This is a genomic window from Amycolatopsis azurea DSM 43854 (assembly GCF_001995215.1).
GTDB classification, from domain to species: Bacteria; Actinomycetota; Actinomycetes; order Mycobacteriales; family Pseudonocardiaceae; genus Amycolatopsis; species Amycolatopsis azurea.
The window spans coordinates 22,592-47,092 of the sequence record NZ_MUXN01000007.1 but is presented as its reverse complement, the minus strand read 5'-3'; the positions used below and the strand labels follow the sequence as shown (position 1 = coordinate 47,092).

At 69.2% G+C, this 24,501-nt stretch carries 18 protein-coding genes; 5 read left to right on the top strand and 13 right to left on the bottom strand.

Going from position 1 to position 24,501, the window contains the following annotated elements:
- Window positions 1-19 precede the first annotated feature (19 nt).
- Both B0293_RS11085 and B0293_RS11080 read left to right on the top strand, forming a co-directional pair.
- The gene (locus B0293_RS11085) at window positions 20-1,213 is read left to right on the top strand and encodes a multidrug effflux MFS transporter (RefSeq protein ID WP_005153514.1); all 1,194 of its coding nucleotides are present in this window, start codon (window positions 20-22) and stop codon (window positions 1,211-1,213) included.
- Window positions 1,210-2,184, top strand: coding sequence for an amidohydrolase family protein (locus tag B0293_RS11080; RefSeq protein ID WP_005153512.1), 975 nt, complete (start codon window positions 1,210-1,212; stop codon window positions 2,182-2,184). Before B0293_RS11085 ends, B0293_RS11080 begins: the two co-directional genes overlap by 4 nt.
- On the opposite strand, the gene B0293_RS11075 is transcribed toward B0293_RS11080, so the two are convergent.
- The 12 genes from B0293_RS11075 to cmk form a co-directional block, all read right to left on the bottom strand.
- Window positions 2,139-2,864 carry a hypothetical protein gene (locus B0293_RS11075; RefSeq protein WP_005153510.1) on the bottom strand — a complete coding sequence of 242 codons (726 nt, stop codon included), beginning with the start codon at window positions 2,862-2,864 and terminating at the stop codon, window positions 2,139-2,141. The genes B0293_RS11080 and B0293_RS11075 overlap by 46 nt on opposite strands.
- A 10-nt stretch (window positions 2,865-2,874) precedes the next feature.
- Complete coding sequence (locus tag B0293_RS11070) at window positions 2,875-3,711, bottom strand: 8-oxoguanine DNA glycosylase OGG fold protein (RefSeq protein WP_005153509.1); 837 nt, start codon at window positions 3,709-3,711, stop codon at window positions 2,875-2,877.
- Window positions 3,712-3,721: 10 nt separating this feature from the next.
- Entirely contained in the window at window positions 3,722-4,705 is a 984-nt protein-coding gene (locus B0293_RS11065) for a peptidylprolyl isomerase (protein WP_005153507.1), read from the bottom strand.
- A gap of 59 nt (window positions 4,706-4,764) precedes the next feature.
- The gene (locus B0293_RS11060; protein WP_005153505.1) at window positions 4,765-7,059 is read right to left on the bottom strand and encodes a glycosyl hydrolase family 95 catalytic domain-containing protein; all 2,295 of its coding nucleotides are present in this window, start codon (window positions 7,057-7,059) and stop codon (window positions 4,765-4,767) included.
- Window positions 7,056-9,350, bottom strand: coding sequence for a glycosyl hydrolase family 95 catalytic domain-containing protein (locus B0293_RS11055; RefSeq protein WP_005153503.1), 2,295 nt, complete (start codon window positions 9,348-9,350; stop codon window positions 7,056-7,058). Before B0293_RS11055 ends, B0293_RS11060 begins: the two co-directional genes overlap by 4 nt.
- Before the next feature lie 91 nt (window positions 9,351-9,441).
- Window positions 9,442-10,296: a tyrosine-type recombinase/integrase gene (locus B0293_RS11050; protein ID WP_005153500.1), complete on the bottom strand. Its 855-nt coding sequence runs from the start codon at window positions 10,294-10,296 to the stop codon at window positions 9,442-9,444.
- Window positions 10,259-10,972, bottom strand: a complete 714-nt coding sequence (locus B0293_RS11045; protein WP_005153498.1) for a hypothetical protein — start codon at window positions 10,970-10,972, stop codon at window positions 10,259-10,261. The genes B0293_RS11050 and B0293_RS11045 overlap by 38 nt, the downstream gene beginning before the upstream one ends.
- A 470-nt stretch (window positions 10,973-11,442) precedes the next feature.
- Window positions 11,443-12,852, bottom strand: a complete 1,410-nt coding sequence (locus tag B0293_RS11040; protein WP_005153494.1) for a M1 family metallopeptidase — start codon at window positions 12,850-12,852, stop codon at window positions 11,443-11,445.
- A gap of 198 nt (window positions 12,853-13,050) precedes the next feature.
- Window positions 13,051-16,953 carry a Pls/PosA family non-ribosomal peptide synthetase gene (locus tag B0293_RS11035; RefSeq protein ID WP_005153488.1) on the bottom strand — a complete coding sequence of 1,301 codons (3,903 nt, stop codon included), beginning with the start codon at window positions 16,951-16,953 and terminating at the stop codon, window positions 13,051-13,053.
- Between the two features lie 260 nt (window positions 16,954-17,213).
- Window positions 17,214-18,683 carry a ribosome biogenesis GTPase Der gene (gene der, locus B0293_RS11030; RefSeq protein WP_005153485.1) on the bottom strand — a complete coding sequence of 490 codons (1,470 nt, stop codon included), beginning with the start codon at window positions 18,681-18,683 and terminating at the stop codon, window positions 17,214-17,216.
- A 3-nt stretch (window positions 18,684-18,686) separates the two neighbouring features.
- Entirely contained in the window at window positions 18,687-19,361 is a 675-nt protein-coding gene (locus B0293_RS11025; protein WP_005153484.1) for a lysophospholipid acyltransferase family protein, read from the bottom strand.
- On the bottom strand, window positions 19,358-20,062 hold the full coding sequence (gene cmk / locus B0293_RS11020) for a (d)CMP kinase (RefSeq protein WP_039916310.1): 705 nt from the start codon (window positions 20,060-20,062) through the stop codon (window positions 19,358-19,360). Before cmk ends, B0293_RS11025 begins: the two co-directional genes overlap by 4 nt.
- 209 nt (window positions 20,063-20,271) lie before the next feature.
- Here cmk and B0293_RS11015 point away from each other — a divergent pair, with 209 nt between their 5' ends.
- The 3 genes from B0293_RS11015 to B0293_RS11005 are packed head-to-tail and all read left to right on the top strand — an operon-like array spanning window position 20,272 to window position 22,365.
- Complete coding sequence (locus tag B0293_RS11015; protein WP_005153481.1) at window positions 20,272-20,664, top strand: DUF4267 domain-containing protein; 393 nt, start codon at window positions 20,272-20,274, stop codon at window positions 20,662-20,664.
- 15 nt (window positions 20,665-20,679) lie between these two features.
- Complete coding sequence (locus B0293_RS11010) at window positions 20,680-21,162, top strand: cation:proton antiporter regulatory subunit (RefSeq protein WP_005153480.1); 483 nt, start codon at window positions 20,680-20,682, stop codon at window positions 21,160-21,162.
- Between the two features lie 6 nt (window positions 21,163-21,168).
- A complete protein-coding gene (locus B0293_RS11005; RefSeq protein WP_005153477.1) occupies window positions 21,169-22,365 on the top strand; it encodes a cation:proton antiporter in 1,197 nt (398 codons plus the stop codon).
- Window positions 22,366-22,553: 188 nt separating this feature from the next.
- Here B0293_RS11005 and B0293_RS11000 read toward each other — a convergent pair whose 3' ends face one another.
- Window positions 22,554-24,422 carry a Xaa-Pro dipeptidyl-peptidase gene (locus tag B0293_RS11000; protein WP_039916309.1) on the bottom strand — a complete coding sequence of 623 codons (1,869 nt, stop codon included), beginning with the start codon at window positions 24,420-24,422 and terminating at the stop codon, window positions 22,554-22,556.
- Window positions 24,423-24,501 lie beyond the last annotated feature (79 nt).

The following is a 24,501-nucleotide window of genomic DNA, read 5'->3' as shown; positions in this document are numbered from 1 at the left end:
TCACCTGACAGGAGAATCGGTGGACACATCGGTGGACACTCGGTCCCGCGGCACCATCCCGGTACCGCTGCTGCTCGTGCTCGCCCTGCTGGCCAGCGTCGCCCCGTTCGGCATCGACCTCTATCTGGCGGCGTTCCCACAAATGGCCGTCGACCTGGAAACCAGCGACACGGCGATCCAGTTGACCCTCACGACGTTCCTGCTCGGACTCGCGGCGGGGCAGCTGATCTTCGGCCCACTGTCCGACCGCTGGGGCAGGCGAGGACCGCTGCTGGCCGGCTCGGCGGTGTTCGTCGCCGCGAGCCTTCTCGCGGCGCTCGCGCCCACGATCACCGTTCTGCTGGCCGCGCGGCTCCTGCAAGGACTGAGCGCCGCCGCGGGCATGGTGATCGGCCGCGCGGTCATCGCCGATCTGGCCACCGGCCGGGCCGCCGCCCGCGCGTTCAGCCTGATGATGATCGTCGGCGGGGTGGCGCCGGTGGTCGCACCGCTGCTGGGCAGCCTGCTGGTCGACGCGATCCACTGGCGCGGAATCCTCGGCGTCCTGGTGGGACTGGCCGTCGCGATGCTCGCCGGATCCGCGACGATGGTGCGGGAAAGCCTGCCGAAGGAAAGGAGGGGGACCTCCGGCGGCAGCGGGTTCCGGGCACTTCGGAGCCGCGCGTACCTGTCCCCCACGCTGACGCTCGTCTTCTCGTTCGGCGTGCTGATGGCCTATATCTCCGCGTCGCCTTTCCTGTACCAGTCGGTCATCGGCATGAGCGCCGTCGGCTACGGCCTGATGTTCGCGCTCAACGCGCTCGGCCTGGTGCTGAGCAGCGCGGCGGCGTCTCGGTTGCTGCACCGCAGGGAACCGCGCCACGTCCTCACCGGCGGCGTCATCTGGCTCGTCGTCGCCGCGGCCGTCTTGCTCGCCATGGCGTTGCTGCCGATCGGTGTCGCGCTGCTGCCGGTGCCGATCTTCTTCGCGGTCTCGGCACTGGGGTTCATCCTCGGGCCCGCCACGGCGATCGCCCTCGACGCGGTGCCCGGAGCCGCGGGAACCGGGTCTGCCGTCCTCGGCGCGACGCAGTTCGGGCTCGCGGCCGTCGTCTCGCCGCTCGTCAGCGTGGGCGACGGGCATTCCGCGGCGCCGATGGCGATCACCATCGCCGTACTCGCCGCCATCGCGGCGATCCCCTGCCTGAACCTGACGGAAAAGGTGAAGAAATGACGCTCATCGCGATCGAAGAGCACTGGATCCTGCCGGAGCTGACCGACGCCCTCGACGCTCTTCCGGCCGAAGCCCGCGACGAAAGCCTCGCCTTCAACGATCTCGGGGACCACCAAGAGCGGCTGCGGGATCTGGGCGCGGGCCGGATCGCGACCATGGACGCGCAGGGCATCGACGTGGCGGTCCTGGCGCTGACACCGCCGGGAACCCAGTCGCTGCCCGCCGTAGAAGCGCTGCGGTTGAGCCGCACCGCGAACGACGTCGCCGCGACGGCCGTCGCCGCACACCCGGCACGCTTCCGTTCCCTGTCCACGTTGCCGATGTCGGCACCGGCGGAGGTCGCGGGTGAACTGGAACGGGCCGCCGGCCTCGGGCACGTGGGCACCATGGTCTACGGCCGATCGGGCGACCGCTTCCTCGACGACCCCGCCTACGACGACTTCTTCGCGGCGGCGGCGGAACTCCGCCAGCCGGTGTTCCTGCATCCCCAGCTGCCCTCGGCCGCCGTCCGCGACGCGTCGTACCGCGGCTTCGACACCATGACCGATCTCGCTCTCGCCACGTTCGGCTGGGGCTGGCACCTCGACGCCGCGACCGCCGCGCTGCGGCTGATCCTGCGGGGCACCTTCGACCGGCATCCGGACCTGCAGGTCGTCCTCGGCCACTGGGGCGAGATGCTGCTTTTCTGGCTGGACCGGGCGGACAGCCTGTCCCGGATCGGTGGCTTGCGGCGGCCGGTCTCGGACTACCTGCGGTCGAACTTCTTCATCACCACCTCCGGCATGTTCAACCCGGCGCTGCTGTGGCACGCCCTGTCGGTGACGTCGATCGACCGGCTGATCTTCTCGACCGACTATCCCTTCCAGCATCCGACGCGGGAGGAGATCGACTCCTTCCTCGGCGAACTACCGTCCGATGTGGACCGTCAGAAGTTCTCGTCGGGCAACGCTTCGGCCTTGTTCGGCATCTGACGGTAGCGACGGTGCAGCCGGGCGAACTCCAGAGGATCTACGGCGGCGGGATCAGCCGCCAGCACGATCACCGCTCCCCCGTCGGGAGTCCGGCGAACGTCCAGTTCGGCGGGCAGGGGCGACAACATCCGATACCGGGCGGCGTCGAAGTAGGTGTGCCAGCTCAGCCAGTCCGGCCAGGATCCCAGGGGAGGCGCGGAGACATCCGGAAGCGGACCGGGCAGCTCGGACCAGATCTGCTCCAGCGACCGCTCGTCCTCGACGCGGCCGAACAGCGCACCGGTCTCCCCCGCGATGGCCGTCCACAGTTCGGTGAGCCGGCGGTGCAGCTCTCGAAACGGCTCGGCCCGGGCGTCCGGAATCCTCCGGCAGTGGCACGAATCCAGCGACAGGGACACCGTCTGCCCGCTGGGAACGGTGGACAGCCAGACGTCCACCTCGGACCGGGTCCACAGGTTGGTGCTCCAGGTCCCTTCGGCAAGGCCGCGCACCAACTGGTCCCTGTTGAGCACACGGTGTTCGCCCTCATGCCCCGGGGAGTTGTCGAAACCGTTGTGCCCGCCGTCCGGCCGATGGGGCGACAGGCCGAACGTGCCTGCCAGGTCCAGCAGCCGTTCGATCGCCGCCGGACTCAACGCTCCATCGGGGAGCGTCAACGTCCAAGACCAGTCCGAGCCCATCAGGACATCTTCACATCGTCCAGCCACGCTGGATGATCCGATCCAGTTCGTCCAGGTGTTCCCTGGCTTCCAGCGCGGCCTGGGAATCGGCGGTTTCGAACAACCGATGGAGGTCGAGGAGCGCGGCCCTCGCCATCCGCGCGGGTGACCCGGCGGTGCTCGCCCACTGCTCGCCCCAGAGCGCCGACCCTTCCTGCGTGATGGCCGAACCGAAGATCATCTGCTCCACCATGTCCGCGTCCAGGTCGAACTCCGTGGACCATGCGGTAAGCCACGCGACGTACTTCTCGTAGACGGCTGGCCGCCATTCGTCGATGTTCGGGTGCCAGCCGGTGTGAGCCGCGAGCCAGCGGCGGACAACGGCGTCCAGGATCGGAGCGGTTTCGACGGGCAAGGCGGCCGTGACGAACCGGAGGTACTTGGTACCGAACGCCACCCCCAGGTACCGGAGTGGCTCGTGCGCCAGAGCACGAAACGCGTCGAGGCCACCGCTGTCCCGCGCGACGACCGCCACCTCCGCCAGCCGGTCGGCCGCGTGCGGATTCTCGGTCAGCACCCGCGCGGTGCGCCAGGGACCGTACCCGACCGGGCCGTATCCCCAGATCATCGCGACCAGAAACGCCTGTTCGGCACCCTCCGGTGTCACGGCGTCCGCGGCGTGCCGGGCGGCTTCGGCTCGATCGACGCTGTCCGGCAAGGAGTCCAGGAACGCTTGCCTGCCTGGGAAGTACTTGAGCCAGGAGCCGCGGGACCAGCTGGAAGCCCGCTGCGGCGGTTCGCCGTTTTCGCGCCATTGCCGGACGGCGGTTCTCAACGCCGACGGGACCGGCCTGTCCGGTGGTGTCACGCCGTTCTCCTCAGCCGATCGCGACCGACTGGAACTTCACCGGAATCCGCGGCGGCCCCGACCCGTCCCCGGCGCCCTGTGACTCGTCCAGCCCACCCCGCGCGACCTTGTCCAGCACCTGCAGGCCCGCGTCGGAGATGGTCCCGAAAACCGTGTAGTCCGGCGGCAGTTCCGCGTCGCCGAACACCATGAAGAACTGGCTGCCTCCCGAGTTCGGCGCCTGGGTCTTCGCCATGGCGAGGATCCCGCGGCCGTACTTGATCTCCGGGAACACCTCGTCCGGGATCGTGTACCCCGGCCCGCCCATGCCGGTGCCCGCCGGGTCGCCGCATTGGAGCATCTGCAACCCCGACGTCGCGAGCCGGTGGCACGGGGTGCCGTCGTAGTACCCCTGATGCGCCAGCGACAGGAAGTTCGCCACGGTGCACGGCGCGAGCGCGCGGTCCAGGGTCAGCCCGATGTCGCCGGCGGTCGTCTTGAGCGTGACCGCCGCCGTGCCGGACGCGGGGGTCGGACCCGCAGTGGGCGGAGTGGCCTTCTTGGGCACCTCGCCGCCACCGGTGTCCGCCGGATACGCGCATTCTGTCGGATCCGCCAGCGGCGTGGAGCGCTTCGGCACCGGAGCCCGGTCCGTGGGGATCCGCACCGGGCTCTGCGTCGTCGTCGTTTCCTGCCCACTCGACGTCGGAGCCGACGACGGTGCCGACGACGCGACCGCTCCCGTGCTCTTCGAGTCCGAGAGGAAGAACCCCGGCGCCACGAAACCGGTGATCGCCACGACGACGACCACGACCAGTCCCAGCACCCCCAGCCCGACCCAGAGCGCCGTCTTGTTCGACGGCGGCGGCTGCGGCGGTTGCTGCGGTACGCCGTACCAGCCCTGCTGCTGCGGATAGGGCTGCGGATACGGCTGCTGCTGGTACGGCTGCCCCTGCGGAGCCCCGGGACCGGGCACCTGACCTTCGGGTTCGCCCGGCTGCGGCGGCTGGGACATCTGTGCTCCTGTCATCCAGTGGAAGTACAGGACCACTCTCGCGTATCACCGCGGACGAGTCACGGCATCCCCCACGGCGTGGCGTCCCCGTTGGCAGGAACAGGCCGGATCTCGAGGTCGGGCCGGTCGCCCGCGCGGTGCACGACGGCCTCCTCGCCGCGCCGCAGGTCGATCCGGACATCGCCGTTCGGCAGCCGCCGCCAGCGTTTCGGCCTCCCCCACCGGTCGCGGACGGTCAGGTCTCCCTCCAGGTCCGTCCGCAGCACACAAGGCGCCCCGGCCTCGCTGATGACCTTCACCCAGCGCGTCCTGCCGCCCTGCCGTGACGCGCTGAGCAGGAACGCGCCCTGCGTCCGGAAGTCACGCAGCGCGGCGTCCGCCCACTGGGCGGGCACGGCCGGGAACAGCCGGATGACACCGCCCCAGCTCTGGACGAGCATGTCGTGCATCGACTGCGCGGCCGAGAGCGGCGTCTCGATCACCGGGCCGGATTCCCTGTACATCGTGTTCGGCTGGATGTAGCGCCGCTGCAACTCTCCGAGATAGAACTCCGCCTTCTCGCCGCGCAGCATCTGCGCCGACATCGACGCGGCACCGGTGAACGTGTAGCCCTGCAACGCGCCCTCGAAGCCCACCCAGTGGTCGAGCGAGGTCTCGATGACGTGCCGGTGCTCCGGCCGCTCCCAGGTGATCTCGTACAGCGGGTAGATCTGCAGCAGATGCGAGTAGTGCCGATGCGACTTCGCGAACGGCACGCCGGCGCCGATCATGTAACCGTTGGCGTCGACCGGATACGGGACCAGCGTGGCCAGGACCTCCCGCCACCGCCGCGCCAGCGGGTCGTCGATCCGCAGTTCCGCCGCCGATTCCAGCAGGGTCTTGCAGCCCCAGCGGATCAGCGCGAGGTCGTAGTTGCAGTCGGGCGCGTTGACGCCGTACTCCGGGGAGAACGTCGCCGGCAGATGCAGCTTCCCGTCCGAGCCGGGCGTGAGGAAGTGGAGGTAGTAGTTGATCGCCTTGCGCAGCAACGGGAACAGCGTGTCCCGCAGCAGCCGCCGGTCCATCGTGTGCCGATAGGAAAGCCAGACGTTGTGCAGCGCCCAGGTGAGGTTGCCGACCTCCGGCGTCGGTGTCTCCTTGCCGGGGACGCCGACCGGGAAACCCGAGTTCGTCCCGGTCGCGCCGTTGAGCAGGGTCATGTCGGTCGTGCGCGGGATGCCCGCGGAATCGTGCTGGTACGGCTCGGCGACCTGGCTCGTCAGGTTCGCGCGATACTCGCCGAGTGCGCGGCTGACCGCGTCCAGCTCCAGGTGGTTCGAGCCGTGGATGGGCCAGTACTCCAGCTGGACGTTGAGGTTCCACCACGTCGCGGGCCACGGGGTCGGCTCCAGCCAGGGGCCGCAGGTCGCCATCACCGGCGCCTCCCGGCGCGCGGCAGCGGCGACTTTGTACAGCTGGATCCAATAGAAGCTCTGGATCCGGGTGTCCGGAATGGACAGGAAGCTCCGCCGATAGTAGTCGTGCCACCAGCGACGGTGATCGATCGCGAGGACGTCGAACGACTCGGCCCGCCGGATGGTCTTCAGCGCCTCTCTCGCGGCTGTCCTCTTAGGATGCGACCAGGCCACGGACGTGTACAGCGTGCGTTTCGATCCCCTGGCGACCTCGCGCCACGCCGTGACGTGCTCCCCGCCCGCCAGCAGGCCCTGCACGGAAAGCCTGCTGTCACCACTGGTTTCCAGTGTCGCGGGCGGGTTTGCGACGTAACCCGCGGGCGGCGGCTTCCCGAACTTCGGATCCGTTCTCGGGCTCACCGCCTCGGCCGGATGGAAGACCCACGCGAAGGCGCGCTCGCCTTCGGTCGGCTCGATCTCGACGGCCAGCAGCGACTGTCCGGTGTGGACGATCGCCCGCACCGAGAGGCTGCCCGCCGCCGTGGTGATCGTGCCCCTGAGTTCGGCGTTCCAGAGATCCATCCGCCAGTCGATCCCGGTGATGGCACCGACCGGTTCGAGGGTGAAATGACCGATCGGCAACCGCGCGAGGCCGAACAGGGAACCGAACTCGGGCCGGTGATCCTGCACCTCGCTGTGCTGGACGTTGAACCGGACGGCGTTCTTTCCCGGTTCGGCGTAGATGCCCGAGCCGAGGAAACCGTTGCCGAGGAAGGGGCCCTCGTACCAGGTCTTCGGCATCTTCCGCCAGATCAGGTCCGCGGAGGCGAGGAAGCCGGGCCAGTCGAGGCCGCCGAGCGCGAAGTCGTTCTCCACCGCCGAAGCGGACGGCGCGAACCCGGCCGCCGCCACACCCGCCAGCGCTCCGCCGAGCACCGTCCTGCGCCTGATGTCCGTCATCGGGCCAGTCCCCAAGCCGGAGTTTCGCGGTCGCCGGGCACATCGCGCGGCTCCAGCGACGGACGCGCACCGCGCCGCGTGACGACGGCCGTCCCGCCGCGGCCGAGCGCGATCGAGATCCTCCCTGGACCTTCGGCCCGCCAAGGGAGTCTCCGCCCGCGACGGTCACGCACGTCGATGTCGCCGGGGATCCCGTGGTGAAGTGTGAGCGGCTCCCCCGCTTCGCTGTGGACGCGGATCCATTCGGTCGCGCCGTTCTCGCGGGACGCGTCCACGAGGAAGGCGCCTTCCGCGCGCAGGCTTTCGAAGGACGCGTCCGGCCAGGTCGACGAAACCGACGGAAAGACCTTGAGAACGCCGTGATCGCCTTGAAGGAGCATGTCCACAACGGACTGCGCGGCGGTGATCGGACTCTCGATCGCGAGGTTGGCGCCTTCGCGGTACATCGTGTTCGGCGTGAGCTGAGTGTCGGCCACGACCGTCCCGTCGAGGAAGATCTTCAGGTAGCGCAACGCTTCCTCGGGCGCGTCCATCACGGAACTCATCGACGACGCGGCCGCGAAGCTGTAGCCGTGCCATTTGTCCTGATTACCGACCCAATGCGCGAAAGTACGGCGCATGACGTCCCGGTCGCCGGGACGATCCCAGAGCTTCTCGCGCAGCGGATAGAGCCAGAGCAGATGCGAGAAGTGCCGGTGTGATTCGGCGAGCGGGACACCATCGCCGATCAGTACTCCCTGCACGGGATCCTGGTGGTACGGCACCAGTTTCTCGCCGATCTCCCGCCACGCTGGCACCCTCGGGTCGTCGATGCGCAGCTTGGCCGCGGATTCGACGAGGGTCCGCGCGGCCCAGCGGATGAGCGACAGGTCGTACGTGCAGTCGGCCGCGTCGGCGTACTCGGGCGACCGCGTCATCGGCAGGTGCAGCGAACCGTCCGGTCCGGTGGCGAGGAAGTGGCGGTAGTAGTTGAGCGCCTTGGCGAGCGTCGGATACAGGACGTCGCGCAGGACGCGGACGTCCATGCTGTGCCGGTACGAGAGCCAGACGTTGTGCAGGCCCCAGATCAGGTTGCCGGTCTGGTCGTTCTTCGTTTCGGGGCCGGGGATCCCGACCGCGCGGGTGCCGCCGGGCCGCAGCCGCCAGTCCCCCGGGTGCGAAAGGGCGTACGTTTCCCCGTCCCGGTAGGCGGGAGGCACCGAGAGTTCGAGGTTGGCGTGGTCGCGGCGGAAGGTCGCGGTGACCGCGTCGAGTTCAGGATGGTTGCTGCTGTTGACGATCGGGTACGTGACCTGGACGTTGAGGTTCCACCACACCGCCGTCCAGCTGTTGCCGACCTCCGGGAACCACGGCCCCCATTCGGCGACGACCGGACCGCCTCTGCGAGTGGCGCAAGCGGTCTTGTACAACTGGATCCAGTAGAACCGCTGGATCCGCTTGTCCGGAACGGACACGAAACTGCGCCGGTAGAAGGCGTTCCACCAGCGCCGATGGCCGGCGACCAGCAGATCCGGGTTCGCCGCCGACGCCCGGTTGACCCGGCTGATCGCCTCGGCGGTGTGCGTCGGCTCGGGAAATCCGTACGCGACCGTCGCCGCCAGGAGCCGTCGTGTGCCGATGGTCCGCTCACGCCACGCCGTCGTATACCCGCCGCCCGCGTGCAGTGGCTGCTCGCAATACCGGACCTCGCCCGCACTGGCGAGCTTCGGATCGGGATTGGCCGTGTACTCGGGCGGTTTGCGGATCGTCCTGGTCGTCGCCGATTTGAGCGGTGTGAACCCCCAGTCCGCCGCCGCTCCGGTGAGCGAGACGAGCAGGAGGTCCTGGTCGTTGTGGACCAGCGCGGAGAACCGCACGGCCCCCTGCGTGGTCGTGATCGTGCCGCCGAGTTCGGCGTTGTACAGGTCGAGATGCCAGTCCACCGCCGTGATCGCGCCCGCGAAGGTGAGGGTGAGGTAGCCGATCGGGAGCCGCGAATACCCGATGCCCGCCTCCCACTGGCCGCGCTGATCCTGGACCCGGGAGTGGCTGAGCATCACCTTGAGGACGTTCGGCTGCGCGCCCGCGTAGAACTGGACGCCGAGGAAGCCGTTGGCGAGGAACGGCCCTTCCTGCCAGCCCTTCGGCATGCGCTTCCAGACCATGCGCGCGTCGTCGACCACTCTTCGGTGGACGTCACCGGACGCTTGTTCTTGCGCCTGCGCTGGAGCGGCCCCTTGGGCCCACAAACCGCCGAGCGCGGCGGTCCCCGCGGCAGCCTTCAGCATCGATCGCCTGGACAGCCCGCCCATGGGTCGCCTCCAGATTCATACTACGTTTACCGTAGATCAAGCCCTGGCGACCGGCATGTTTCCAGAGATAGTCCAGCTTTGGCCAGCTCGCTCACCCGGAAAGCGGTAGAGACATCCGACCTATCGGTCGGTTGGCGAGATAGGCGCGAGTGGCGTCAGACGAAGCGTGACCGAGCAACTCGGCGGCTTCGTCGAGGTCGATCCCGGTGCGGAGAAGGTTGACGGCGTACGTCTTGCGCAAGGTCCGGGCGGACACTCCGGGCAGTCCGATCAAAATCCCGAAGGTCTGCACGAGACCGTTGACCGACGCGGGCGGCACACGACGACCGCAGGCGTCGATGAAGAACGCCGGATTCTCGGCGACCCCCGGTCGCTCGGCACGCACACGAAGGTACGATTCCAGCAAAGGGCGAAGCTCGACCGGAAGCGGGATAGTCCGTCGCCGTCTTCCCCGCACAGTGACCGCCTCGGCGGAAACATCCCCCACGTCCAACGCGGTCACCTCGGCGGCACGAAGACCGGAGTAGTACATCAGGTTGACGAGCAAGGCTCTCCTGACCGACAAGAGCCGGATCGCCGCCGTCAGCATTCCGCGCAGGTCGTCGTCGCTCAGCGGCGATAACGTCTCCGCCTCGAATTCCTGCCGCTCCCTGATCTCCCCGAGCGTTCCGCCGACTACCACGCCGAGCGTGGCGTCCGGCCACTTTCGCCACCGCTGAGGACGGACCTTCAGCAGGTTCTCCTCGGCGGTCGCCGCTCCCTCGATGTCCACCGCGCCGCGGGCTCCGCTGAGGGCATGCTGATCACGGTGCCGGTTCGCCCGGTTCACGCGCCGCTTGTGGCGCGGGATGTTCTTGCGCGAGGACTTGTCGTTCTCGCCATAGTTGTTGCGACGATCTTTGGCGTAGCTAAGCCGCTTCTTCTCCTGCGGACTCTTCCTTCTCATCGCCCCTCCCTTGTGAGGAGGACGTTAGCGAGACGTCTTGGGCGGGGACCACCGAATTAGCGAGAGCCTGCTCGGCGGCGTTGAAGGCGGCCACGAGTTCGGCGGCGACCTTGTCGGGTTCGGATCGCAAGCGGCTCGGAAGCGTCTGAAGCACGAAAATCCCCTCGGCGGTGTAGCGGCTGTTCCGTTCGAGCGTGCTCGCGTACTGGGCCCGCGCGAAGTGGAAGTCGTACGAATCGATCTCCCACGCGAGCTGGACTTTCCGGAAATAGCCGTCGGGAGTCCCGATGTACCGACCACCGGAATCCCTCAGTTCGTGGTTCCACAACGGTTCTGGGAGACCGGTCCGGCGCCAGACGGCCATCGCGTCGATTTCCGCGACCGACCTCGCTCCCCTCAGCACATCCCGCAGGACCTCGCGGGGCAGCGCGCTTCCGCGATCGCTGCCTGCTTCGAGTTCCAGGATGAGGTCTTCGGGATTCAGCCCGCCTCGTTGAACGGCTTCTGTCAGCAGCGCCCGGACCGGATCGTGCGCGGTGAAACGGCGGCATTGGTCGAGGACCGCCCGGACGAGCGGGGCCATCGCCACCCCGTCCACCACCACCCGCCGGGGCATCCGAGTGGTCCGCTCGACGGTCACGTAACCGGCAGTGCTGACCTTGCAGGAAGCGGGCACGAGGAGCTGGATCCCGTCCGACGCGATTCTCGGGCCTCTCAAGCCTTGCCGGCGGCAAGCTTCGAGGCCGGTAACGAGCGCTTCAGGCCCACCGTAAAGCAAGGCTCCGTCGGCGAGTTGCCGTCGTGTCGGCTGTCCCGACTCGAGCAAGAGAACGCCCGGCAGCAAACGCCGCCATGGCTGCCCAGGGCGGCATCGCCGGTAGCACGTCTTCCTCGGGACACCGAGTTCCACCAGCCGCGCGACAGTGATCACTCCACCACGGCTTGCCTTGTAGAGGGCTTCGCGGGTCCATTCGCCGGTCAACACCACACCAGCGATAGTGGATCTCCCGGCCTGCCCCCGCCAGCCCCATTTCCCGCCCCTGTGGACAACTCGTCCCCGCACGCTTCCCTGTGGACAACTCCCGCGAGGGGTTCCCAATGTCGCATTTGAGACGCTGAGCGTCTCAAATGCGACATTGGGAACCCTCAAGCGGGAAGCGGAGGCAGCGCCGGAGCGTACAGCCAGGCATCGAAGAAGGAGGCCAGCGAGCGCCCAGCGAAGCGTTCAGCCAGAGCGACGAAAGCAGCGGTGGTCACCAGACCGTGCCGGTTCTCCACCGCCCAAGCCTTCACCAGCGGGAAGAAGACCTCGTCGCCGACGAGACAACGCAAGGCGTGCAACAGAAGGCCACCGCGTTTGTACACCCGCTCGTCGAACATCCGCGAGACCCCAGGGTCGGCGAGGCGGAGATCGGCGGGCTTCGCCTTCATCCGCGCGTGCCACGTCTTCGCCCACGCGTGCGCGGTCTGCCCGCCGGATTCCTCGGACCAGAGCCATTCCGCGTACGTCGCGAAGCCTTCGTTCAGCCAGATGTGCCGCCAGTCGGCGACGGTCAGGCTGTTGCCGAACCACTGGTGCGCCAGTTCGTGCACGACGAGCCGTTCGTGGGTGCGCCGCCCGTCGACGTGGTTGGCGCCGAAGATCGACATGCCCTGCGCCTCGATCGGGTCGTCGAGGTCGTCGTCGGTGACCACGATGACGTACTCGCCGAAGGGATACGGCCCGAACAGCCGTTGCAGCGCGTCCATGATCTTGCCCTGCCGCCCGAAATCGCGCGAAAACGCCCGGCGCAGGCGCGGCGGCACGGCGGCCCGTTGCGGCACCGAGGCGAGCACGGAGTCACCGTCGAGACTGATCCGGTACGCCGAAACCGACGGCTGCGAAAGCCAACTGGGCTGCGGACCCGAGACCAGTTCGACGTCGTCGTACCGTCCTATTTGGACGCTCATCAGATACGTCGGAGTCGGCTCCGGGCGCTCGAAGACCCACCGGGTGGTGCTCGCTCGCGAAAGCCGCGACACCAGGTTCCCGGTGACGGCCACGAGGTACGGCGACGACGTCGTCAGCGCGACGCGGTAGGTCGCCTTGTCCGCCGGATGGTCGTTGCACGGGAACCACGACGGCGCCCCGACCGGCTGGCTCGCGACGAGCGAGCCGTCGGTCAGTTCGTCCCAGCCGATGTCGCCCCACAGCCCGGGAAGCGGCCTCGGGTTGCCGACATAGTGGACCTCCACCAGGAACTCGCTACCTAGCGCCAGCGACTTGGCGGGCTTCACCTGAAGCTTGTGCGCGCGCCGCGTGTACTTCGCCGGTTTCCCGTTGACGAGGACCCGGTTGATGCGGAACTCGCCGAAGTCCAGCGTGAACCGCGACAGCGCCTGCGTCGCCTCCGCGGTGATGGCCGCGGAGGCCGACAGCCGGTTGGGACCGATCTTGTAGTCCAGCTCCAGATCGTAGTGCCGGACCCGGTAACCGCCGTTACCGTGACGGGGCAGATAGGAGTCGCCGGAGGTGTCCGCGCCGGGCGAGGGCTGCGCGGAGGCCTTCGAAATCACCCGCGAAAGACCCCGCTTCCCATTGTTTCCGTCAGTGAACCCGCGGCCGCGATCGACGTCGGCAGGGCGCTACCTGGCAGAGGACCGACGCGGTGAGCGGACAGAGCGCCCTGCCACCGCGATAGCGGGGCCTTCGGCAGGGGCGGGTTCACCTCTGCGGTCACCATTCCGAACACACCTCAGCTCCGCCAACTGTCTCTACTTCGTCCAGGCCGAGATGGGATTGCCCAGCCAGCGGGAGTCGGCGGGGACCGCGTCGCCCCGGGTCACCAGAGACCCCGGTCCGACGGTCGTCCGCGCGCCGATGCTCGCGCCAGGCAGCACGATACCGTGCGGCCCGAGCGTCGCTCCCTCGTCCAGGGTCACCGGCGACATCGTCATGATCCGGTCGTGGAACAGGTGCGTCTGCACGACACAGCCGCGGTTGATCGTCGCGCCGTCGCCGAGGCGCACCAGGTCCGACTCGGGCAGCCAGTACGTCTCCAGCCACACGCCGCGGCCGATCTTGACGCCCATGGTCCGCAGCCACGCCGGCAGCAGCGGGGTGCCGCCGAGCGAACCGATCAGCCACGGCACGGCGAGCGCCTCGACGAAGGTGTCGGCGAGTTCGTTGCGCCAGACGAACGAGCTCCACAACGGATGGTCGACCGCGCGGAACCGGCCGACCAGCAGCCACTTCATCGCGGTGGCGGTCAGCGCGGCGACGGCACCGGCGGCGAGCAGCAGCGGCCCGCCAAGCAGCACCGCGACCAGGAAACCGAAGGACGACGCCAGCGCGAAGATCCCGGCGGCGACCAGCACGGTCAGCGCGACGCCGCACATCACCGGCACGATCCGGCACAGCTCGACGAGCGCGCGGGCCGCCTTCAGTCGCAGCGGCGGCGTGTAGGTGCGGCTCGTGTCGGCCTCGCCGACCGACCGGCGGACCGGCAGCGGCGGCATCCCGAGGTACGACGAGCCCTTCTTCGCCTTGAGCGGGGCCGACGACAGCACGCCGACCAGACCGCGCTTGGGCACCGAACGACCGGGCGCGGCCATCCCCGAGTTGCCGAGGAACGCCTGCTTGCCGATGCGCGCCGGCGCGACGTGCAGCCAGCCGTGGCCGAGTTCGTAGGTGGCGACCATGGTGTCGTCCGCGAGGAACGCGCCACTGTCGACCTGGGTCATCTTCGGCAGCGCGAGGACGGTGGACGCCTCGACGTTGCGGCCGACCTTCGCCCCGAGCATCCGCAGCCACACCGGGGTGAACAGGCTGGCGTACAAGGGGAACAGCCCTTCACGCGCCATGCCCATCAGCCGTTCGGTCGCCCAGACCTGCCACGCGACGCGGCCGTGCACGGGGTGGTACCCCTCGACCATGCCGATGCTCAGCGACCGGACTCCGACGAGCACGAGCAGCGCGTACGTCAGGAAGTACGCGACGGTCGCGAGCGGCGTGAACAACAACGCCTGGCCGAGCGCGGCGCCCAGCGAGGGCGCTCCGGCGATCGCGTAGCCCAGCACCGCGACGGCGGGCAGGGCGGCGACGGCGGGCAGCAGACCCAGCGCGACCGACGTCGCGCCATAGACCGACGCCCAGAAGCGCGAACGCGGCGGGCGGCTCGACGGCCACTTCAGCGCGTCCTTGGCGGCGCGGGCGGCGGGAGCACCGGCCCAGCGCTGCCCGGCGGGCACGTTGCCGCGGACGGTCGACCCCGCCGCGATCTCCGCGCCCTTGCCGATCCGCGCGCCGGGGAACAGCGTGCTGCGCGCGCCGATCCGCGCGTCGGCGCCGATCCGGATCTTGCCGATGTGCACGAGATCGCCGTCCACCCAGTGCCCGGTCAGGTCGACCTCGGGCTCGATGGCCGCGCCGCGGCCGAGTTTCAGCATGCCGGTGACCGGCGGCGGCGAGTGCAGGTCGACGTCCTTCGCGATCCGCGCGCCGAGTGCCTTGGCGTACGTCGTCATCCAGGAAGCGCCCGCGACACTGTCCGCGCCGCTGAACTCGGCGAGCTTCTCGGCCGTCCACAGTCGCAAGTGGACACTCCCGCCTCGCGGGTAGCTGCCCGGACGGACACCGCGCAGCAGCAGCCGCGCACCGGTCGCCGAGATCGCGATCCGGCCCGCCGGGCTGAACAGCGCGACCCACGCGACGGCGATCCACACCCAGTTCAGCGTCGGCGCCCAGGCGAACCCGGCCAGCGACAGCACGTTCGACAGCGTCGCGGCGATCGTCGTCCAGCGCAGGCCGACGAGACCCATCAGCGGGATCATCAGCAGCGACTGGATGATCCCGGCCTTGCGCGGGGTCGGCGCGATGTCGCGGCGTTCGGTCTTCTCGCCGCTGAGCGCGTTCAGCAGGGTAGCCAGCGCGCCGAGCTTCGGGTTGGCGTAGATGTCGTTCACCGACACCTGCGGGTGCCGGGTGCGGATCCGCGCGATCAGCTGGGCGGCGGTCAGGCTGCCGCCGCCGTTGGTGAAGAAGTCGGCTTTCGGGTTGTCGACCGAGACGCCCAGGATCTCCGCCCAGCCTTCGGCGAGCCAGCTCTCCGTCGGTGACAGGCCGGACTTCGCGGCGTCCACAGTGGACAGCGGCCAGGGCAGCGCGTTGCGGTCGACCTTGCCGGAGGTCCGCGTCGGCAGGTCTTCGACCAGCGCCAGCAGCGGGACGAGCGCGGCGGGCAGCTGCTCGCGCAGCCGGGTCGCGGCCTCGTCGTGGTCGAATTCGACACCTTCCGCGGGCACGACGTACCCGACGAGCACCTGGTTTCCCGCCTTGGTGCGGCGGATCGCGGCGGCGGCGCCCTGCACCCCGGGCAGCGCCTGGAGCGCGGCGTCGACCTCGCCGAGTTCGATGCGGCGGCCGCCGAGCTTGACCTGCTCGTCGAGCCGCCCGAGGAACAGCAGGCCCTCGGCCTCCGCGCGGACCATGTCACCGCTGCGGTACGCGCGACGCCAGCCCAGCGAGGGCAGCGGCGCGAACTTCTCGGCGTCCTTCTCCGGGTCCAGGTAGCGGGCCAGGCCGACGCCGCCGATGACCAGCTCGCCGGTCTCCCCCATCGCGACCGGCTCGCCCGCCTCGTTGACGACGGCGAGCTGCCAGCCCACCAGCGGCAGGCCGATCCGGACGGGTCCCTCGCCGGTCATCTGCGCGGCGCAGGCGACGACGGTGGCCTCGGTCGGGCCGTAGGTGTTCCAGACTTCGCGACCTTCGACGGCGACGCGCTCGGCCAGCTCCGGCGGGCAGGCTTCGCCACCGAAGATCAGCAGGCGGACGTCCTCGAGCGCGTCGGCGGGCCACAGCGCGGCCAGCGTCGGAACGGTCGAGACGACGGTGATGCCCTGCGCGACCAGCCACGGGCCCAGGTCGACGCCGGTGCGCACGAGCGAACGCGGCGCCGGGACCAGGCAGGCGCCGTGCCGCCAGGCGAGCCACATCTCTTCGCAGGACGCGTCGAACGCGACGGACAGGCCGGCGAGCACGCGGTCGCCGGGGCCGATCGGCTCGTCGGTGAGGAACAACTGGGCTTCGGCGTCGACGAAGGCGGCCGCGGACGCGTGCGAGACCGCGACGCCCTTCGGCTTGCCCGTCGAACCGGAGGTGAAGATGATCCAGGCGTCGTCGGACGGCAAGGGCGAGCCCTCGACGCCGCTCGGCGAGCCGAGAACCGTGATCGCGCCGCCGTCGGTGAGGACCGCGGCGACGTCGGCCTCGCCGAAGACCAGTTCGGCGCGCTCGTCCGGGTCGTCCGCGTCGACCGGCACATAGGCGGCGCCGACGGACAGGATGGCGAGGATCGCGACGTAGAGCTCCGCGGTGCCGGAGGAGATCCGGACGCCGACCCGGTCGCCGACGCCGACGCCGTTGGCGGTCAGCTTGCGGCCGTAGGTGTCGATCTCCTCGACGAGCTTGCGGTAGGACAGCGTGGTCTCGCCGTCGTCGATCGCGCCCGCGTTGGGGTGGCGGGCGGCGGTCTCGGCGAGGATGTCGATCAGGGTGCGCTCACCGGCGCCGAGACCGGACCAGAAAAGGGCACGGTCGGCGACGGGCGCCGGGGACGGGGCGACGGTGACGTCGGCGACACAGGCGATCGGCCGGGAATCGGCGGTCAGCGTCATCGGGCGTTCACCACGGGCAGGACAGCGGTGGGCATAACAAACCCCTGGGCGCGCAAGCCCATCACACACCTTTCGCGAAGTGCGTCATTCGGGCTCGCTCTCCGAATGAGGCGCCCGCTAGCAGACCTATCACTTTACCGCAGGTGAACGGCATATCTCGGGAGGGTCTCGGCAGAGTGTCGAAGCTCACCGGCGAGCACGCCGAAACCCGAGGTCACGGCGTGTCCACCCAGTGAAATAATCACCTACATCGTGGGAATTCAGCGGGTCTTCGGTTTACCCGCCGCTTTTCCGCCGACCTTGGGCCGTTGCTTCTTTTCCCGCACTCGGACATTCACCCGAACGGGGCTGCCTTCGAAGCCGAATCGCTCACGGAACTTGCGTTCGATGAACCGGCGATAGCCCGCTTCGAGGAATCCGGTGGTGAACAGGACCAGCGTCGGCGGCCGAATGCCCGCCTGGGTCGCGAAGAGCACCTTCGGCTGCTTGCCGCCACGCACCGGCGGCGGGGTCGCGGCGATGAGGTCGGCCAGCCAGCCGTTCAGCTGACCGGTGGGAACCCGCTGGTCCCAGGACTTCAACGCGGTCCGCAGCGCGGGCGCGAGCTTGCGCACGGACCGGCCGGTGAGCGCCGAGATGTTGACCTTGTCCGCCCACGGCACCCGGACCAGACCGCGGTCCAGCTCGCGGACCATGGCGTGGCGGCGGTCCTCGTCGACGAGGTCCCACTTGTTGAACGCGAGCACGCAGGCCCGGCCCGCCTCGACGACCATCGTCAGCACCCGCAGGTCCTGCTCGGACAGCGGTTCGGCGGCGTCCAACAGCACGATCGCGACCTCGGCCGCGTCGATCGCGGTCTTGGTCCGCAGCGAGGCGTAGTACTCCGCGCCGTTGGCCGAGTTGACGCGCTTGCGCAACCCCGCCGTGTCGACGAACCGCCAGGTCTCGCCGTCCAGCTCGACCAGCGAGTCGACCGGGTCGACGGTGGTGCCGGCGACCGAGTCCACCACGGACCGCTCCTCGCCGGAGAGCTTGTTCAGCAGGCTGGACTTGCCCACGTTCGGCTTGCCGACCAGCGCGACGCGGCGCGGACCGGCGGTGGCGCGGTCGCCGTCACGCGGCATCGACGGCAGCGCCTTGACGATGGCGTCGAGCAGGTCGCCCGAGCTGCGCCCGTGCAGCGCGCTGACCGGGTACGGCTCGCCGAGGCCGAGCGACCACAGCGACGCGGTGTCGGCGAGCAGGCGATCGTCGTCGACCTTGTTGGCGGCGAGCAGCACCGGCTTCTTCGAGCGGCGCAAGACCTTGGAAACAGCCTCGTCGGTGGCGGTCGCGCCGACGCTGGCGTCGATGACCAGCAGGACCGCGTCGGCGGTGGCCATCGCCATCTCGGCCTGCGCGGCGACGGAGGCCTGCAGCCCGGTCGCGTCCGGCTCCCAGCCGCCCGTGTCGACCAGGGTGAACCGGCGGCCCGCCCAGAAGGCGTCGTAGGCGACGCGGTCCCTGGTCACGCCGGGGACGTCCTGCACGACCGCCTCACGGCGGCCGAGGATGCGGTTGACCAGGGTCGACTTGCCCACGTTCGGCCTGCCGACGACGGCGAGGACCGGCTGCGCGAGCTGCGCCTCCTCCTCGGCCTCGCCCGCGGCGATCTGCGCGTCCAGCGCGGTGAATTCGGACTCGTCGGACCAGGAGCCGTCGACCTCGCCGACTCCGTCAAGCTCTGTCATCGCTTACTTCACATTCTGTCGCGTGTCTTGGAGCCCGTGCTCCAAGCGCCATTCGTCCAGTGCCTTCACGAGGTCCGCGAGCGCGAGGCGAAGCCGCTCGGTTCCCTCCTCCAGCCCTGTCCTTCCCTTCCCGATCTCGGGAGTGAAAGGTTCGCCGACCAGGATGTCGACGCGTGGCCGCCAACGCCTCTTGGCGCCGGCGGGTTTGTACGTCCCCCGAGTGGCGACCGGAACCACGGTCGCGTTCCCGGCGCGGACCAGGAAGGCCACGCCGCGCTCGAAGTTTTCGGCGTCACCGAGGCCGCGGGTGCCTTCGGGGAAGATCCCGACCGCACCGCCGTCCTCGAGCACCTTGACCGCCGCCATCAGCGGCTTGCGGTCCACCGCGCCCCGTTTCACCGGGATCTGGCCCAGTTTCGGGAAGAACCAGCCGACGAAGCCCTTGAAGAGCTCCGCCTTGACCAGGAACGCGGTGCGCCGCGAGAACATTCCGAACAGCAGCGCCGGTTCGGTCATCGAGCTGTGGTTGGCCATGAACACGACCGGCCCGGACACCGGAACCCGCTCGGCGCCATGGACCCGGACGCGGAACGCGGGCCGGACGATGAACTTCGAGATCCCCCTGCCGAAGGTGTGGAACGGGTCGCTCGCGCCCTCGGGCAGTCCCTTCGCGGTCACCTGGTGACCTCGGCCGGGCAGCCTTCGAGCAGACCGCGGTGCGAGGCCAGTTCCGCGAGAGCGACGATCACCTGGTCGATGTTGAGCGCCGAAGTGTCCACCTCGACGGCGTCCTCGGCCGCGCGCAGCGGCGACGCCGCCCGGGTGGAGTCCAGCCGGTCGCGCCGTTCCACGGCCGCCTTCGCGACATCCACGGTGGACTCGCGACCGGCGGCGGAGTCCTGCGCGCTGCGACGCGCGGCGCGGACCTCGGCCGAAGCGGTGAGGAAGATCTTGAGCGGGGCTTCCGGTGAGACGACGGTGCCGATGTCGCGGCCTTCGACCACGATCCCGCCGATCCGGCCGAGCACCTCGTCGATGACCTCGCGCTGCCGGGAGACCAGCAGTTCGCGGACCGCGGGGACGGCCGAAACCGGCGACACGGCGGTGGTGACGTCCGCGCCGCGGATCTCGGCGGAGACGTCCTCGCCCGCGAGTGTCACGGTCGCTTCGTCGGGACTGGTCCCGATACCGAATTCGGCCTTCCTGGCGACGTCGGCGATCGCGTCCGCGTCGGCCAGGTCGGTTCCGGCGCGCAGGACGGCGAGGGTGACCATGCGGTACATCGCGCCCGTGTCGAGGTAGCCGGCGCCGAGCTTCGTCGCGAGCTTCCGCGAAACCGTGGATTTCCCGGTCCCGGACGGGCCGTCCATCGCGACCACACCACGCAGGGCTCCCGCCACCGAAACTCTCCTCAGCTCATCCGTCGCTCATCTGATCGACGTCCATTCTGCCTGGTGGCGAACGACACGCCTCGACCGCCCACGGCGAAGAGGCCAGATCTACTTGCTAGCACCGCTAGACAATCTATCGTCACTATTGCTAGCGTCTACATCGTTCCTAGCGCTGCTAGTTTTCGGAGTCGGAGACCATGACCAGAATCAAGATCGCCTACACCCTGTCCGCCGCCCTCGTGCTCTTCGTCCTGTACTTCGGCACCGGCTACGTGTTCTTCCCGGCGACCCAGACAGGCGGTTTCGGGCTGCCGTCCATGCCCGCGGAGGGCGATCCGATCCTCGCGGTCAAGGGCGTCCGCGACATCGGAACGGCGCTCGTGCTGCTCGCCCTGCTCCTGTTCCGGAACGTCCGCGCGGTGGGCTGGGGGCTCCTCGCGCTCGCGTTCATCCCGGTCGGCGACATGCTGATCGTGTTGACCCACAACGGTTCCCCCGGCGCCGCGTTCGGCATCCACGGTGCGACCGCCGCCGTGATGGTGCTCCTCTCGGCGATGTTCCTGATCCGCCCGGCGCAAAACGGACAGTGAGTTACTGTTGTTCACGTGAACGTCGAAGTGACCCCGCTCCCTGGAATAGGCGTCCGTAAGGACTTCGCCACCCGCCACGGCCGCCGTGTCGGTGTGGTCACCCATCGCGATGGACACGTCGAGCTGATCGTGTCCAAAACGGACGATCCCGACGCCTGCCTGGCCTCACTTCCGCTCACCACCGACGAGGCGGGCGCGCTGGCGAACCTGCTCGGCGCGCCCCAGCTGGTCGCCCAGCTCACCGAAGAGCACCGGGATCTGCCTGGTATCAACACCAAGCAGCTGCCGATCAAGGCGTCGTCGCCGTTCGACGGCCGGACGCTGGGCGACACGGCCATGCGCACGCGGACGAGCGTCTCGGTGGTCGCGGTGATGCGGGCCGGTCAGGTCCACCCCTCCCCCAACCCGGACTTCAACCTCACCGCGGGCGACGTGCTCGTCGCGGTCGGGACGTCCGAGGGGCTGGAGGCCGCCGTCAAGATCTTGAAGTACGGCTGATCGCGGATGGATCACACCGCACTGTCCTTGATCGAACTCGGGGCGGTCTTCTTCGGGCTGGGCGCGTTGGGACGCCTCGCCGGGAAGATCGGGATGTCCCCGATCCCGCTGTACCTCATCGGTGGCCTGTGCTTCGGGCAGGGCGGGCTCATCCCGCTCGGCGACATCGGCGACTTCACCCACCTCGCCAGCGAGATCGGTGTCGTCCTGCTGCTGCTCCTGCTGGGCCTGGAGTACTCGGCGGCCGAACTGTTCACCGGGCTGAAACGCTCGTGGATGGCGGGCGTCGTGGACATCGTGCTCAACGCCGCGCCGGGCGCGATCGTCGCGCTCATCCTCGGCTGGGGGCCGATCGGCGCGATCGTCATGGCGGGCGTCACGTACATCTCGTCGTCCGGGATCATCGCGAAGGTACTCGGCGACCTGGGACGGCTCGGTAACCGGGAAACGCCGGTGGTGCTGTCGATCCTGGTGTTCGAAGACCTGGTGATGGCGCTGTACCTGCCGATCCTCACCGCCGTGCTCGGCGGCGTGAGCTTCCTCGGCGGCATGAAGGCGGTCGGGATCTCGCTGCTGGTGATCACGGTCGTCCTGGTGATCGCGCTGAAGTTCGGCCGGTACGTCTCGGCGGCGGTGGACAGCCCGGACCGCGAGGTCTTCCTCCTCAAGGTCCTCGGCGCCGCACTGCTGGTCGCCGGTGTCGCCTCGGCGATGCAGGTGTCGGCGGCGGTCGGCGCGTTCCTGCTCGGCATCGCTATCTCGGGTTCGACGGCGGAGAACGCGACGCACATGCTCGAACCGCTGCGCGATCTCTTCGCGGCCGTGTTCTTCGTCGTGTTCGGGCTCAACACCAACCCCGCGTCGATCCCGCCCGTACTCGGCTGGGCGGTCGTCCTGGCGGTGGCGACCACGCTCACGAAGGTCGGCACCGGGTGGTGGGCCGCGCGAAGACAAGGCATCGGGAACATGGGCCGGGCTCGTGCCGGAGCGGCGTTGGTCGCCCGAGGCGAGTTCTCGATCGTCATCGCCGGCCTGGCGGTGGCGGCGGGAGCCGTGACCGGCGAACTCGCGGCACTCGCGACGGCGTACGTGCTCCTGATGGCGATCCTCGGCCCGACGGCCGCGCGGATCGTGGAACCGGTGGCACGCGCCTTGCAGCGGAAGCCTTTCGGTTCGAAGAGCCCCGCCTCCCAAACCGGCTGACGGCTCCCACCTCATTGCGCGTGAAGGCCCCCTTTCCTCGGCTGAGCCGAGGGAAGGGGGCCTTCACGCGCTATCGCTGTGACTGCTGGTGCGCGTGGGGCGAACGTGGCGGTCGGCGATTCCGTGAAGGCCTCCTTGAGGGACCCAGAGTCCCTCAAGGAGGCCTTCACGGACCGGACCTGAGTCGCTTACCCGCGCTCAAGCCCCGAAACGGTGGCGGGAGCGATCCCCACCGGAGCCACCGGAAGCGCCGCCGGAACGGCAGACGGACCCGGGCCCACGACGGGCAGTGCCAGCGACGTCTTGCCGAGGTCCACCGTGATCTTCGGGTACTGCGACGGACCCGAGATGAACGAGCCGTCCGTCCCGCCGATGATCAACGCGAGCTGATGTCCTTGCGGGACAACGTGATCCGTACTCGCCAGCCGGAACGTCATGGTGTACGGCTGCCCCGGCGTCAGCGGCGACTCCTGGCTCAGCGAACTGTGGTTGGCCAGATCCGCCCAGCCGCGGCTGATGATGTTCAGCCCCACCGAGACCGCGTCGGTGCTCGTGTTCAGGTAGCAGGCGTCGTTGCCCGTCGCGCTCGAACCCCAGCACGACTGGGTCAGCTCGTTCTTGATGCCTTCCTTCGACCCGGTGTAGTTCCGGATGGTCGCCGGGCCGTAGTCCACCAGGATCGCCGAGAGCCGTGCGGTGGACGTCGACGGCGTCGCGGTCACAGTCACCTTCGCCGTCCCGGACACCTGAAGGTCCTTCGCCAGCGCGCCGGTGCTGAACAGCACGCGTCCGCTCGCGGTCTCCGTCGGCCTCGCGGCCCAGCCGTTCGAAGACTGGCCGGACGAGTCGGTGAACCACGCGGTCCCCGTTCCCGCGGTCGTGCCGAGGGTGCCGACGCCCGGAGTGCCGCCGGACGCGGGACGCAAGGTGACCGCGTTCCCCGCGGGCCACGCGGCCTGGTCCACCCAGACGTCGGGTTCACGTTCCACACTCGCGCCCGGGGTCTTCTCGATGCCGTTGTCGACGCCGAGCAGGTAATGGTCGAACCACTTGTGCAGGGTGTCGACCCACGCCGAACGCCGGTAGTCGAACGGGTCGACGTGGCCTGCCTGCGTCAGCCAGATCTTGCGCTCGACGTTCAGCGCTTCCCACCACTGCCCGAAGTTGATCGTCTTGACGTTGAGGTCGCCCAGTCCGTGCGAGGCGAGCACGCTGGCCTTCACCTTCGACGCGCTCTGCACGTAGTCCCGGTCGAGCCAGAAGGCGTTGTAGTCGCCGTTCGAGGTCGCGCCCGCGGTGAGCTTCTGGTTCGCCGCACCGCAATTCTGGCCACCGTTGCGCTGGGACACGGTCTGCGCCAGCCCCGCCGGGCTGCCCTGGCGCAGGCTCGCGCCGTCGGAGCGGTAGTAGTCGTACCAGGAACTGATGGCGCCGATCGGCACGATGGTCTTGAGCCCGTCGACACCGGTCGCGGCGACGCCGTTGGCGACCGTGCCGTCGTAGGACTTCCCGATCATGCCGACAGCGCCCGTCGACCACGACGCGTTCGCCTTGGCCGATCCGGTCGCCGTCGTGAAGCCGTTCGCCCGGCCGTTGAGCCAGTCGACGACCTTGCGCGCCGAGTTGATGTCCGAGGGCCCGCCGATATCGGTGCAGCCGCGGGATTTGTTGGTACCGGCCAGATCCACCAGGACCACCGCGTACCCGCGGGGCACGAAGAAGTTGTCGTAGTAGAGCGGGAAGCCGACCGGCCTGCCCGCCGAGTCGTAGGTCTTGAGCTCGCTCTCGTTGCCGCGTCCGCAGCACGAGTAGTACGGGCTCGCGTCCATGATGACCGGGACCTTCTTGCCCTGCGCCGCCGGTTCCTTCGGCCGGATGATGTCGGCGGCGACCCGGTCCGAGCGGCCGTCGCCGTCCCCGTCGAGACCGATGTCGACCCAGGCCGTCTCACGGACGGCCTGGGCGAAGTCGTAGACCGGTTCGCTGCCCCGCGGTTTCGCCGCGGACTGCGGCGCCGCGACCACCGCCGCGGCGACCGCCAGAATCCCTGCCAGCACGACTGATTTCACGGTTTGGCCCTTCCCCGTCGGCTGAAAGCCCGTCAGGAAGAGCTAAACGCGATGATCGCGAGCGCAG